The organism is Moritella sp., assembly GCF_013215705.1.
Classification (GTDB): domain Bacteria; phylum Pseudomonadota; class Gammaproteobacteria; order Enterobacterales; family Moritellaceae; genus Moritella.
Genome location: NZ_JABSQR010000016.1, coordinates 1 through 12938 on the forward strand (window position 1 = coordinate 1; position 12938 = coordinate 12938).

9 protein-coding genes and 1 pseudogene are annotated in these 12938 nt (G+C 41.4%); 7 read left to right on the plus strand and 3 right to left on the minus strand.

Annotated elements, in window-relative coordinates; all coding sequences use genetic code 11:
* Positions 1-295 precede the first annotated feature (295 nt).
* The 3 genes from yidZ to HRT96_RS11890 all read right to left on the minus strand — a co-directional run bounded on the left by yidZ (position 296) and on the right by HRT96_RS11890 (position 3304).
* Positions 296-1255, minus strand: coding sequence for an HTH-type transcriptional regulator YidZ (gene yidZ / locus HRT96_RS11880; RefSeq protein WP_293156696.1), 960 nt, complete (start codon positions 1253-1255; stop codon positions 296-298).
* On the minus strand, positions 1230-2429 hold the full coding sequence (locus HRT96_RS11885; RefSeq protein ID WP_293156698.1) for an MFS transporter: 1200 nt from the start codon (positions 2427-2429) through the stop codon (positions 1230-1232). The genes yidZ and HRT96_RS11885 overlap by 26 nt, the downstream gene beginning before the upstream one ends.
* Before the next feature lie 485 nt (positions 2430-2914).
* Positions 2915-3304, minus strand: coding sequence for a nuclear transport factor 2 family protein (locus HRT96_RS11890; protein ID WP_293156701.1), 390 nt, complete (start codon positions 3302-3304; stop codon positions 2915-2917).
* A gap of 404 nt (positions 3305-3708) precedes the next feature.
* Here HRT96_RS11890 and HRT96_RS11895 point away from each other — a divergent pair, with 404 nt between their 5' ends.
* The 7 genes and pseudogenes from HRT96_RS11895 (at position 3709) to HRT96_RS11925 (ending at position 12814) form a co-directional block, all read left to right on the plus strand.
* Positions 3709-5646 carry a transglycosylase SLT domain-containing protein gene (locus HRT96_RS11895; protein ID WP_293156704.1) on the plus strand — a complete coding sequence of 646 codons (1938 nt, stop codon included), beginning with the start codon at positions 3709-3711 and terminating at the stop codon, positions 5644-5646.
* A 106-nt stretch (positions 5647-5752) separates the two neighbouring features.
* Complete coding sequence (locus HRT96_RS11900) at positions 5753-6640, plus strand: amino acid ABC transporter permease (protein WP_293156707.1); 888 nt, start codon at positions 5753-5755, stop codon at positions 6638-6640.
* Between the two features lie 22 nt (positions 6641-6662).
* A pseudogene (locus tag HRT96_RS11905) lies at positions 6663-7329 on the plus strand (amino acid ABC transporter ATP-binding protein).
* 107 nt (positions 7330-7436) lie between these two features.
* Positions 7437-10166, plus strand: a complete 2730-nt coding sequence (locus HRT96_RS11910) for an EAL domain-containing protein (protein WP_293156710.1) — start codon at positions 7437-7439, stop codon at positions 10164-10166.
* A gap of 107 nt (positions 10167-10273) precedes the next feature.
* The gene (locus tag HRT96_RS11915; RefSeq protein ID WP_293156713.1) at positions 10274-10669 is read left to right on the plus strand and encodes a hypothetical protein; all 396 of its coding nucleotides are present in this window, start codon (positions 10274-10276) and stop codon (positions 10667-10669) included.
* Between the two features lie 71 nt (positions 10670-10740).
* Positions 10741-12120: a lyase family protein gene (locus tag HRT96_RS11920; protein ID WP_293156716.1), complete on the plus strand. Its 1380-nt coding sequence runs from the start codon at positions 10741-10743 to the stop codon at positions 12118-12120.
* 157 nt (positions 12121-12277) lie between these two features.
* Complete coding sequence (locus HRT96_RS11925) at positions 12278-12814, plus strand: GNAT family protein (protein WP_293156719.1); 537 nt, start codon at positions 12278-12280, stop codon at positions 12812-12814.
* Positions 12815-12938: the final 124 nt, after the last annotated feature.

Genomic DNA, 12938 nt, shown 5'->3' on the forward strand with positions numbered 1-12938 from the left:
ACCATAATGGTGATGCTATTGGTTAGTATGACTGGTAGGGCAAAGACTCTGCCGCGCAGCGGCTTCGTTCAACAAGCCCATAAAGTCAGATTCGCAACGCTGTCACATTGGTTGCAAAAGAAAAGGCGCAACAAATTGTGCCAGCATTGCTCACCGCTTATGGGGGCGTTAATCTCAATTTCATTGTACTTTATCTAATGCGAACAATCCCCTTTAAAGCCCAAGCTCTAAGCCGAAACGGCCCCGAAGTGTGTTAGATAGAGCGTACTCGCAATTCTTTGTGTACTCGCAATTTTTATTGGTGAATGCAATACAGTGATTTAATAGTTTCCTTCAGCCACAGCAACTTCGGATTGTGAGCGTTACGTTTATGCCAAATCAACGTGAAGGGAATTAGCAGTTTATCATGATAAACCTTGTCTACCGGGATGGGTAAACACAACAAATCTGGATGTTGCTGCTTGGTATAATGTTGACAATATGCCGGTGCAGTCGTGATCATATTTTGGTTTGGTTGAGCCGACATGAATAATGATTGCTCAAAGCTAGCCATAGTAAGCGAGATATCTCGCTTCAGTCCCTGTTCACTGAGTACTTCATCTAACGCCCAAGCTTCACACTTCTCCCAAACGATATTGATATGTGGGTATTTGAGGAAGGTATCGAGGTTCCATTCTTCTTGTAAGGCAGGATGATCTTTACGCAAATATACAACAGGAAGATCAGAAAAAAGAATTTCAAAGTCAATGAAGTAAGGAAGTAGGTGTAGTGACTCTTTAGATCGTGGATGGCTTTCTCTTCCTGTTAGCCCAATATCCGTTTCGCCACGGATAATTGATTCTAAAGAGTCGTAATCCCAGTTATGCGTTTTTATTTTTGCGTCTGTATAATGTTGCTGAATTTTTTGGACTAGTTCATTTAGCATGGTTAGCAGAAGCGGAGATTCAATAGCTAAATCAAATTGAATGCCTTTTGGCGAATCACCGCTATGTTTATCCAGAAGTTGGCGACTTATCTGTAGCCAATCTGAAAGATCTTGTTCCATGCTCTGTGTGAAAGGGGTTGGTGCTAACCCCTTCGGGGTTTTAACAAACAAAGGATCATCAAACCAATCACGTAATTTTCTCAACGACTTGCTCACGGTAGATGGCGTGACATTCAACTTTTTTGCAGTTCTCGACACGCTATGTTCTTTAGATAAAAGTTGTAGTGTATACAGCAAGTTAAAATCAAGCTGGGCTAGTGATTTTTTCATATTTCTGACCGTGAGAATGTTTGGGTATCAATAGTATTAGAGCAAGGCTAATTACGCTACCTATAATCAAGGTTGTAAGTAGCATATTCAGTGAATTTACGCCAAGAGCTCCCATTAACCAGATGTACAATGCAGAGCAAGACACTTGGGTAATACCAAGCAACGAACTCGCCATTCCTGCGCGCGCAGAATATGGGCTAAGAGCTTGACTCATGGATACACCAAAGCCAATGGCAAAACCCGCACATGTCAGGACAAAACTGATTAAATACAATTGATTATCAAAATTAGAGATAAGTGTGAATGTTATAACCACAGCAGATAGTGCAAACAATATTTGTGATGCCAGTAGTAGGGTGCGTTCTTTAAATATAGATAAAGCAAAAGGTGCGGAGAACGAGGTGATCATACTGACTAAAGCAGTGCCAGCTACAATGGTAGAATACTCGCTTCTATCAAAACCCATCTCTCCCATTATTAATAAAGGAGACACGTTGACATAAGTTAAAATGGTCATCACCCCAAGCGAAGTAATAATCAGACGGCTGATAAAAAAACGCTCGAAGAATGATTCTTGCGCAGCGTGACGGTCTGAATGAATGTCATTAATTACAATTAACTTGTTTGGCTTAGTCTCTTTGAGTACCAGTAAAGATAATAGACAGACCACACCCCCCATAACAGCCATCATAATAAACAGACTTGACCATGGAAATTTAAGCATTATAAGGTAACCAATCACGGGCGCAATAACAGGGATAACACAGGTGATACCGTTGAGCATAGAAAGTACTTTAGCGCGTTGTATATCATCCAAAGTATCCCGAATAATTGCAAAGGCAACCACGTAACAGTTACCAGCGCCAATCCCCTGAATGAATCTAGCAATAAGAAACGGCGTACTATGTTCAGCCATGCCACCCAATATAGATGATACTGCAAAGATTGCGGCACCAGTAATAGCAACAGGTTTACGGCCTAGTGAGTCGGCCACTTTTCCAGCAATAAGCATTGTCGTTGCCATGCCTATCAAATAGATAGAAAAAGCAAAATGCAGCTGGGATTCTGTTGCTTTTAGGTCAGCTGCAATTTGTGGCAAACCAACAAGATAAAGATCGATGGCAGTGGGATAAAGTAGTACAAGCGTAAAACTACAAAGAAGATATCGGAACATAAAAACCTCACAAATTAATTATGAGTATGATAGTGCTGTAAGCATTAACTGGCGAGTGAGGTTTATGACATCAGGTATTTCCATTGGCGACAAACACTAAAATAAACGTTGGTTGAGTGCAATAACGCTAAGTCGTTATGCCCCAATTTCAATTGCAAGGGAATTTCGCCCATCACGCAAGAAGCTGTCTAATTGGCACGTTCAGGAGCGGCGTTAGCTTCTCGATGGTGGATTTAAAACAGCTGACCATTTCTTGATTGCTGTTTGCATCGGTAGAACGCCGGCACAAATATGTGAGAGTGACATCGAGGGCTGTGTCGTTACTGGCTTTGATCAATGACACGGAACCTAAGGTTGAATTTTTAATGGATGATTACATTTGGCAACCGCGGATATTCCAATGCCATCCATTATAGAATACTGAAACTTATGTGTTAACCAAAGCGAAAAACATTAATTTTTAAAGCGATAGGCCACTAAGTCGGTCATCCTGCTGCCTGTAGTAATTCCCCCATCTTCTGATGAATTAAGTTAATGGCTTTGAGCGGGCGGATAATCACTTTGAATTCGGTGATCTTACCTTCATCATCCCATTTGATCATATCCACACCATTCACCAAGATGCCATCTATCTCGACCTCGAATTCCAGTGCAGCATCGTTATCACTGATGATCTGGCGGACATAGTGAAATGATTCGTTGACGAAAACGGCCAGTGCGGCAGTCAGATATACAGTGGTTATTATTTTACCTGCTTGTGGTGCATGAGTTACTGGTGAGTGGAAAACAACCTTGTCAGAAAGTAACAGATCCAGAGCATCTGTATTACGAGTTTGCAGTAGTTGGTGCCAAGTATCGATAGTATTGAGTTTCATCTATTTTTCCTCCAAAGGATTGATTAGTAATAATATAGTACTAATTACAGTAAATAGACGTAGAAATGCTGAAGTACAATAAACAAATTGCAAAACCACCTACTGCTGGCAGGTAATATAACCGTCATAATACCATGATCTGTACCATCAACATTCAGTCCCAAGATGTTGCCATTTAACGTCATCACTATGTGATGCCAGTTACCGTCACCTAAGTTGCCAGCGTCTTGCGAAAATAAAATCTGGCTTAATGACGCTCTTGAATAACACCAATACTAAACGGGATCAGAGCTGGTTGCATACAGTATCGGTGTATAGGTGTATAGTTAACTAGGCTTTACGTATAATGCTTTAACAGCTATCTCTCTCTCTGCGCTAAAGCAGAGTATTTCACGGACGAATCGATGAAAATATTTTTTATATCTTTGTTTTTATTCTCATTTTCAAATTTTGCGACCTCGCTTACGTGGAGTCAGCAAAGAGGCTTGTATACGCAAGCTGTAGACTTACAATCTCAAAACATGTGGGTCAAAGCGTTACAAAAAACAAAGCTTATCCCTACATACCCATTAACCTACCTGCTTGAATACCAACAGCTTGAAGCACACTTTAGTCGTAACAGTTTGTCGGCAGTGCAAGCTTTTATACAGGATAACCTTGATCGTCGCGTGAGTTATGATCTGCAGCGAAGTTATTTATATTACTTAGCAAAAAACCAATATTGGCGTGAGTATCTGTCTTTTTATCCGCGACTCCCCAATTCAGTCGACTTGAAATGCTATCATTTTCAGGCGCGATTAGCGGGTGATCAAGCCGATGAAATTTGGGCAGATGTGCAAAAAACCTGGTTAACGGGATCTTCCTTACCAAAGGCTTGTGATAGCGTTTTGCAGTATTATCTTGATAGTAAGAAAATATCTCAGGCATTAATTTTGCAGCGCTTTCATTTAGCTTATGTGAAGAATAAAACATCCCTTATGTCCTATTTAATCACCTTAATGGACAAGAATAATAAACGGTTAGCGAAGCAGTTATATGCCTTACATAAAACACCGACAAAGGTATTAAACAGTCCTTTATTTAAGGACCTCTCATTTAACAACAAGGCGCAGGCTGGCTACGGTTTTTTAGCCGCCAGCATTAAACGTCTTGCTAAAAAAGATATTGAATTAGGATTAAATGCATATCTCGCTTATGAGCGTAAAATGTCTTTTACATCGACAGAGCAAGTCAATTTAAAAAAATATCTTATATCGCGAATTTTGATCCGTAATGAAACCAAGTTGTTACCGTGGTTAGATAAAGCGCTTTCGGCTTTAGGGAATGCACCATTAACGGAGCGTCGGATCCGTTATGCGATTAAATTTAATAATTGGCCCGATATTGAATACTGGCTGGCGCAGCTGAGCGAGACTAAGCAACTCGATAGTAAATGGTTGTATTGGCAAGCACGGGTATTGGAAAATAAACAGCAACAAAGTCAGGCCGATAAACTGTATCAACAAATCGCGACTGAGCGTAATTATTACGGTTTTTTGGCCGCGCAGAAATTAGGTTTGGATTACCAATTCAATGCCAATATCGTCAGCGGCCAGCAGCAAGAGTTGGATCATCTGCAAACACAGCTTACACATATTGGTGAACTGTATTTCCATCAACATAGGTATTTACTTAAACGTGAGTGGCGGGCCTTAATTAGCAATCAAAGTATCAATTTGCAAAGGCAGTTAGGCCTATTTGCCTTTCAAAAAGGCTGGGCTCATCTTTCGGTCGTTGCCAGTATTCTGTCTAAAAGTTGGAGTGCTTTGAATATTCGTTTCCCCGCAGCTAACCCCCAGTTGTTTTATGCTAATGCCGAGCGATATAAACTCGATTCAAGCTATATTTACGCCATTACCCGTCAGGAAAGCTCGTTTGATGAATTTGCTAACTCTCCGGTAGGTGCTCGTGGTTATATGCAACTGATGCCACAAACGGCAAAAGAAACCGCACGAAAAATTGGGTTGAAAAATTATAAGAGGAGAGCGCAATTAACCGATGGCGATATCAATGTACAGTTAGGCTCGGCCTATTTTGATAGCTTACTTAAGCGTTATAAAGGGAATAGGGTACTGGCCACTGCTGCATATAATGCGGGCCCGAATCGAGTCGATCGCTGGCAAGGCAACAAAGACGGCAGGGCAGAGCAAGGCTTAACGATGGATAGTTGGATTGAAGCCATTCCCTATAAAGAAACCCGACGTTATGTCAAAAATGTTTTAGTCTATAACGTTATTTATCAGCATATTTTAGATAAACCGCTTGAGTTTCTTAAGCCTAAAGAGATCCGCGCACGTTTTTAATGTCTTTTAAATATTCAATAAAATAAGCGCTTTTTTATTATGCTTTGTGCATTATAAAAAAAACAATTGGATGTGGCATTTACTGTTTGTCATCGCTTTGGCAGCTATGGGTTATTCAGTCTATTCTGCATCGCAAAAAATTGATTATACTTGGCAATGGAATCGCGTTGTCCCCTACATAATAGATGATTCACCAAGGGAAACCTTTGCGGAATATGATGGTACCGTCAGCATTAATGACAGCGGTATAATTACAGTCGAGTTTGACAACGGTGATCCCGCTTTAATTATCGACAACGCGGATGATGTCTTTGTCAGTGACGGCGATTTTGTTTTTTCAGGCGATGTAATATCCAGCGTCAATCAACGGAGTATGGGGGTACTGTTACAAGGGTTGTTGATGACCATTAAACTGTCGCTTATTTCGCTGTTTTTTGCGATTATCATTGGCTTAGTCGCGGCATTAATGCGTATATCTACGAATCCTTTAAGTCGGAATTTTGCTTTTTTATACGTCGAGATAATCCGTGGCACCCCGTTACTTGTGCAGATATTTATTGTCTATTTTTTCTTAGGGACGATTTTCGACTTAGATCGATTTACCGCGGGTATTGCGGCCTTATCTGTTTTCACCGGCGCTTACATAGCTGAGATTATACGTTCCGGTATTCAGTCTATTCCACCTGGTCAAATGGAAGCCGCACGCTCGTTAGGCATGAGTTATCCAAAAGCGATGACTTACGTCATTTTACCTCAGGCATTTAAGCGTACTTTACCGCCAATGGCAGGTCAGTTAATTAACTTGGTCAAAGACTCTTCTTTGGTATCAGTCATCTCAATCACAGACTTAACGAAAGCTGGCAGGGAAGTGGTTGCGGGCAGTTTCGCTACATTTGAAGTGTGGTTTGCGGTCGCTGCGCTTTACCTTGTACTTACTTCAACGTTGTCTTTCGGCGTTCAGCGCATAGAAAAGAGGTTAGCAACTAGTGACTAGAGCAAATTATAAAGGCGAAGATATGGTGATCGCCGTCGATGTAGATAAAATATACCCCAACAAGTGTCACGCACTTAAAAAAGTATCCGTTACTGTTAAGCGTGGTGAAGTGGTGGTCATTATTGGACCATCAGGTTCGGGTAATTGATGGCATCAATATGTATGACTCTGCTACCAACATTAACGCATTACGTGAAAACGTCGGTATGGTGTTTCAGTCGTTTAACCTTTTCCCCCATTTATCAGTTAAAAAAAACGTGATGCTGGCGCCATTAAAAGTATCTAATTTGGATAAAGAACAAGTTGAAAAAGACGCTGTAAGCTTGCTTACCCGAGTCGGATTAGCAGAAAAAGTGGACGTGTACCCAAGTCAATTATCCGGTGGTCAACAGCAAAGAGTCGCGATTGCGAGAGCATTAGCCATGAAACCAGACTTGATGTTATTTGATGAACCCACATCGGCTTTAGACCCTGAAATGGTAGGGGAGGTACTTGAGGTGATGAAATCACTGGCAGAAGAAGGCATGACCATGGTAGTGGTGACTCACGAAATGGGCTTTGCTAACGAAGTTGCTGACAGAGTTTTGTTTATGGAAGATGGCCAGCTGCTTGTCGATGATGTGCCTGAGAACTTTTTTGAAAACCCTTCACACCCAAGGTTGCAGAAGTTCTTATCGAGTATTTTGTAGATTTGGGTTGTCATAAGACGCTCAGTTAAGAATTATTATTGATAATGAGAACGATTATCAATATGATACCTGCCTGATTTGAGCATTAAACCAGTAGGTAATCTGTAGTGTTGGCACAAAATATCCGTTTATGGTTGTTTATTACAATCAGTATTCTGTTGTTTCCTTTGTACTTTTTGTATGTGGCCTTACAGCAGAGTGAACAACAACTGGCTTATGAACAGCTGAATCAACATGCCAGCCTAGGGTTTAATACTGCTGAGCGTAACCTCGATGTCTTGCAGGAACACCTAGTGGCATTGCGCAGTATGATGACCTATCAACCTGAACTCTCTCGCCAACAATTTGATCAGTTTAATGCCCAATCATCGCTAAGTGGCTACGATATTGTTGTGTACGAATGGATCCCTAAAACCAGCCACCAGCAAGCCCCAGCTTTAATTCGGGAAGCCGTTAATACTGGTATTTTTGATTTTCGTTTCAGTCGGGTTGGGTCAGATGAGGTATTTTACCCTATTTATTATTCCGCTTCAGCGCAAATGAATGGCTTATCGCTGGGGATTAATCTAGCGGATATCGATAGTATTCGTGAGGGGATGATGTTAGCGGCCAAAGATAACAGCCTGCAGTTAGTGATCAGTGAGAATATGGGCGTTGATGAATCGACAACGCCTGAAGTCCGGTTGTTGTTACCTGTTTTTGTTTTGAATGATCAAGGTGAGGTGGGTCCTGAATTGAGGGGGTATGTGAGTGCGATGACGCACTTCGATGCTGCGATGCAAATTCTGTTAGGGCCAGTACTAAGCCAGAAGCAGAATCTTGGTTTGGAAATTTACCGTGAAGTCTTGCAAGATACCGAGTTGTTATTTAGCTCGTTACGCCAACAAACTTCTGAATCTAGATATCGGATTGATTTTACACAAAATTATGCAAATTGGCAGTTACGATATCAGTTTGTTGATTTAAGTCCCCCTATGCCTTGGTGGTACCTCTCTCGCCCCACGCTAATTGTCACCGGTATTGGCTTAATCATTTTATTGTTTGTCTTGTTGTTGCGTCATACATTATATCGCCGTATACGTGCTGAAGCACTCGCTAGAGAGAAAACACGTTCGTTAGAATTAGTACAAAATGAATATCACAACTTATTTGAAAAAGTGGTGGAAGGTGTTTATAGCGCAACCCTTGAAGGACAGTTTTTAAAGGTTAACCCGGCATTAGCTCGTGCTTTTGGTTATGAAGAACCACGGCAGATGCAACAAGCGGTTGAGCATATTGGTCGGCAGTTACACCGAGAGCATCAATCGTATCAGGTATTTTTACAGACGTTACTAGAGAATAAAGAAGTATTTAACTATGAATGGGAAGGCGAGGATCGGCACGGGAATACTATCTGGTTGTCAGAAAATGCATATTTAAATACCGCCGATGATGGTTGTGTCGTGTATCAAGGCACCTTGGATGTGATTACCGAACGTAAATTTAATGAACAGCAGCTGAACTATCAAGCTAATCACGATGCCTTAACGGGCTTGTTAAATCGAACTGCCTGTCAGAACTTTTTAGAAGAGTTCCTACAGAATAAACAGTGGGGCGTGGTGCTGTTTATTGATCTTGATGGTTTTAAAAAGATTAATGATGGCTATGGTCATGGCGTTGGCGACTTATTTCTGCAAGAAACAGCGGACCGATTAAATCAGATTTTACGTAAAAAAGATCGAATTGCTCGCATCGGCGGTGATGAGTTTGTCATTTATTTTGAGGGAGAAATGTCTCAACAGACCATCAAACAGCTGGCTGAACGTTTACAGCATGAAGTCACTCGGCCGGTTTTATTAGATGGCTCGTCTATAGCCTTGCAGGTTTCCGCCAGCATTGGCTTCGCCTTCTTAGGCCCTCACTATCAGCATGCTAGGGATATTTTACGAGACGCGGAGCTGGCCATGTACGAAGTGAAAAAGAACGGTAAGGCGAACTATCAGGTATTTAGTTTAGCCTTGCATGAACAAGTTCAGCGCCAGATTGAATTTGATGACCTACTACATAGCGCATTGGACAACGATGAATTTAGTTTATGTTTTCAGCCTGTCGTCTGTTTGAAGGATGCCCGAACTCAAGGTTTTGAGGCCTTGTTACGTTGGTATAATCCTAAATTGGGTCAGGTTTCCCCAGATCGGTTTATTCCTCTCGCAGAGAAATCTTTGTTGATTCAACCCTTAGGTCTCTGGGTGATTACTCAGGCATTAGCTGGTTTTCGGCGTTTATCTTTGTTACAGCCCGATGCAGGGCTTTATCTGAATATTAATTTGTCACCGCGTCAATTACAGGATGATCAATTATTACAAGCCTTACCTAGACTGTTAACCGACGCCAACGTTGTACCAGAGAGTATCCGTTTCGAACTAACAGAAAGTGCCTTGGATATGAATGAGCAAGTGGTGACAGAGCGTTTGTCAGCATTAAGAACGATGGGTTTTAAAATATACATTGATGATTTTGGTACTGGTTACAGCTCATTAAAGCGCTTGGTTCAGTTTCCGATTGATGGTATTAAAATTGATCGTTCGTTTGTTGATGGTTTAGAGCAAGACAGCAGTAAGCAGGTAATGGTTGAAGTGATCGTTACTATGGCACGTTTACTCAATTTACAAGTGGTCGCAGAAGGTGTGGAGACTGAAGCGCAGCGAAAACTTTTGCAGGAGGGGGGTTGTCGATTCGCTCAAGGTTATCTGTTTTCTCGCCCGTTGCCGGAAGTTGAATTGAGTCGACAGCTTGAAAGTGATACGCGAGTGCTTGACTGTAATCTGCAAAGTGCTTCAACGGACTCATCCAATTAATTTTCGCCGCAAAAGATTCATTCTCAATTTAAAATCCTCTTGAATATCCAATCAAACTGTTTATGATAATAAGAATCATTATCATAAGCAGTTTGATTGGATATATTATGAACTTGTCGACATTAAATGTTAAAACCAGCTTAGGTGACGACTGCGAGCTTGAATATTATGAGCAACTTGGCAGTGCTATTGAGCATGCTGATTTACCACAACGTCACGACATATTTTTGTCTTATTTCCTATTAAGTGATCAGATCGCGGCACCTCTCGATGCCGAACAGCGCTGGACTCTTTATTTAGCACAGCTCGGACTCCTCTTACGTTCAATAAAGAATAATCAGCTTCCGAGCCATTGGCGCCGAGCATGTTATGAAGTGCTAAATAAGCCGTTACTCTCACTGCAACGATTAGCGACTACGACAGACAAAAAACGCCAACTAAATGCTTACTATATACAAATAAATGAACATGTAACCCAGGTATTCAACCTACATCCTTTTTAAATTACGTTAATCGTACGCTAATTCGACGTTATTGAATTAGTGCTATTCACCTGATAATTACGGAGACGAAAATGACAAATTTTAGAATAGAAACAGACAGTATGGGCGAACTTGAAGTGCCATCATCGGCTCTATATGGGGCTCAAACCCAGCGAGCAGTAAATAACTTTCCCATCAGTGGTCAACAATTACCCGTCGGTTTTATTCGCGCCTTAATTCAAATTAAAGCCAGTGCCGCAGCGGCGAATAAACAGCTTGAATTAGTATCGCCAACTATCGCAGATGCGATCATTTCGGCCTGTAAAGACTTGTCTGAAATGGATGACATGATGCAGCATTTTCCGGTTGATGTGTTTCAAACTGGTTCTGGCACTAGCTCGAACATGAACGCGAATGAAGTTATTGCTTATCTTGCGACTAAGATAGCTGGCGAATCAGTAAGTGCTAACGATCATGTTAACTATGGTCAAAGTAGTAATGATGTTATTCCAAGTACCATCCATGTAAGTGCGGCACTCGCACTGGCCAATCAGTTGCTACCAGCACTTAATCATTTAGTTAAACTGATAGAAAAAAAAGCACAAAGCGTCGATCATTTTGTTAAAACAGGGCGTACCCATTTAATGGATGCGATGCCAATTAAAATGAGCCAAAGTCTGCATAGCTGGAGTGCACAAATAAAACAAAATATTGACAATCTAACCGCATTACAACCTGTTATTCAGCGCCTAGCCCAAGGTGGTACCGCGGTTGGCACTGGCATTAATGCTCACGCCGAATTTAGCCGTGTATTCAATCAACAATTGAGTGCCGCAACAGGTCTTAAATTTACCCCAGCGGACAATCTATTTGCATTAATTGGCTCTCAAGATACTGCGGTGGCATTGTCAGGGGCGTTAAAAACGACCGCGGTGTCATTGATGAAAATTGCGAATGATTTACGCTGGATGAACTCTGGTCCACTGTCGGGTCTTGGCGAGATCGCGCTTGAAGCCTTGCAACCTGGGTCTTCAATTATGCCGGGTAAAGTAAATCCGGTGATCCCAGAAGCGATGGCGATGGTTTGTGCACAGGTTATCGGTAACGATACTGCGATCACGATTGGTGGACAGTCAGGTAACTTCGAGCTTAATGTCATGTTACCTATGATTGCTAACAATTTGCTTAATAGCCTAAATTTACTAAGCAACAACGTGGTGCTATTAGCTGATAAAGCGATTGCGACCTTTGAAGTACAGCAACAAAACATTGAGCAAGCCTTGGATAAAAATCCAATTTTGGTGACTGCACTTAATCCGATTATTGGTTATCAATTAGCGGCTAAAATTGCCAAGATAGCCTACAAAGAGCAACGTGCGATTATTGATGTGGCGCTAGAACACACTGAATTATCACGTGAAAAATTGAGTGAGTTACTCAATCCGCTGAAACTGACTCAGGGCGGAATATAACTTTCGATCACCCCCCATGTTAGCGCTGGAGGGATGTGCTCTATGCTTATTATCTTGAGTGATTAATTTATCCAAATCGCCGCTTTATACTATCATTAATTATGTTGATTTAAGTTGTACAGTTTGAAATTAGCGTTAAATATGAAAGGTATAAAGGATGTTTTTAGATACAAATAAGACCCAGTTAAGATCGCTTGATATTAATGATAGTGCGGAATTTTATGCGTGGTCATGCGATCGTGAAGTTACTCAGTTTAGTCTATCTGCGTATGCATATCCCCAGTCTAAAGCTGATATTTCAACCTGGTTGTCAGGTATTAACGCAAATAAAACATGCGTGTCATTTGGTATTTGCAGTGTTGAAACGGATAAACTGATTGGTTATGCAGGCATCGCGTCAATCAGTTCGCTCAATCGCTCAGGTGAATATTTTATCCTCATTGGTAATAAAGCGTATTGGGGTGACGGTATTGGTACTGAAGTAACCAAGGTGATCACCGATTATGGTTTTAATACGCTAGGTCTACATCGCATTGAATTAACTGCTTATGCTAATAACCCCGGGGCCATCCGCGCGTATGAGAATGCCGGTTATATGCATGAAGGGTTGAAGAAACAAGCGGGTTTCCGCAATGGTGAGTTTATCGACAAAATCATGATGGCAATACTTGCACCCGACTGGCAAGGTATTTGATTGTTGTTTAACTCTCGAATTCAGCAATTAACAAGTCAATGAAACACCGTGATGTTTTAGGGAAATAACGATAATGAGGGTAGTTACTGTGTTGTGCGGATCCTGCTGCCATTGATGGTGAAGA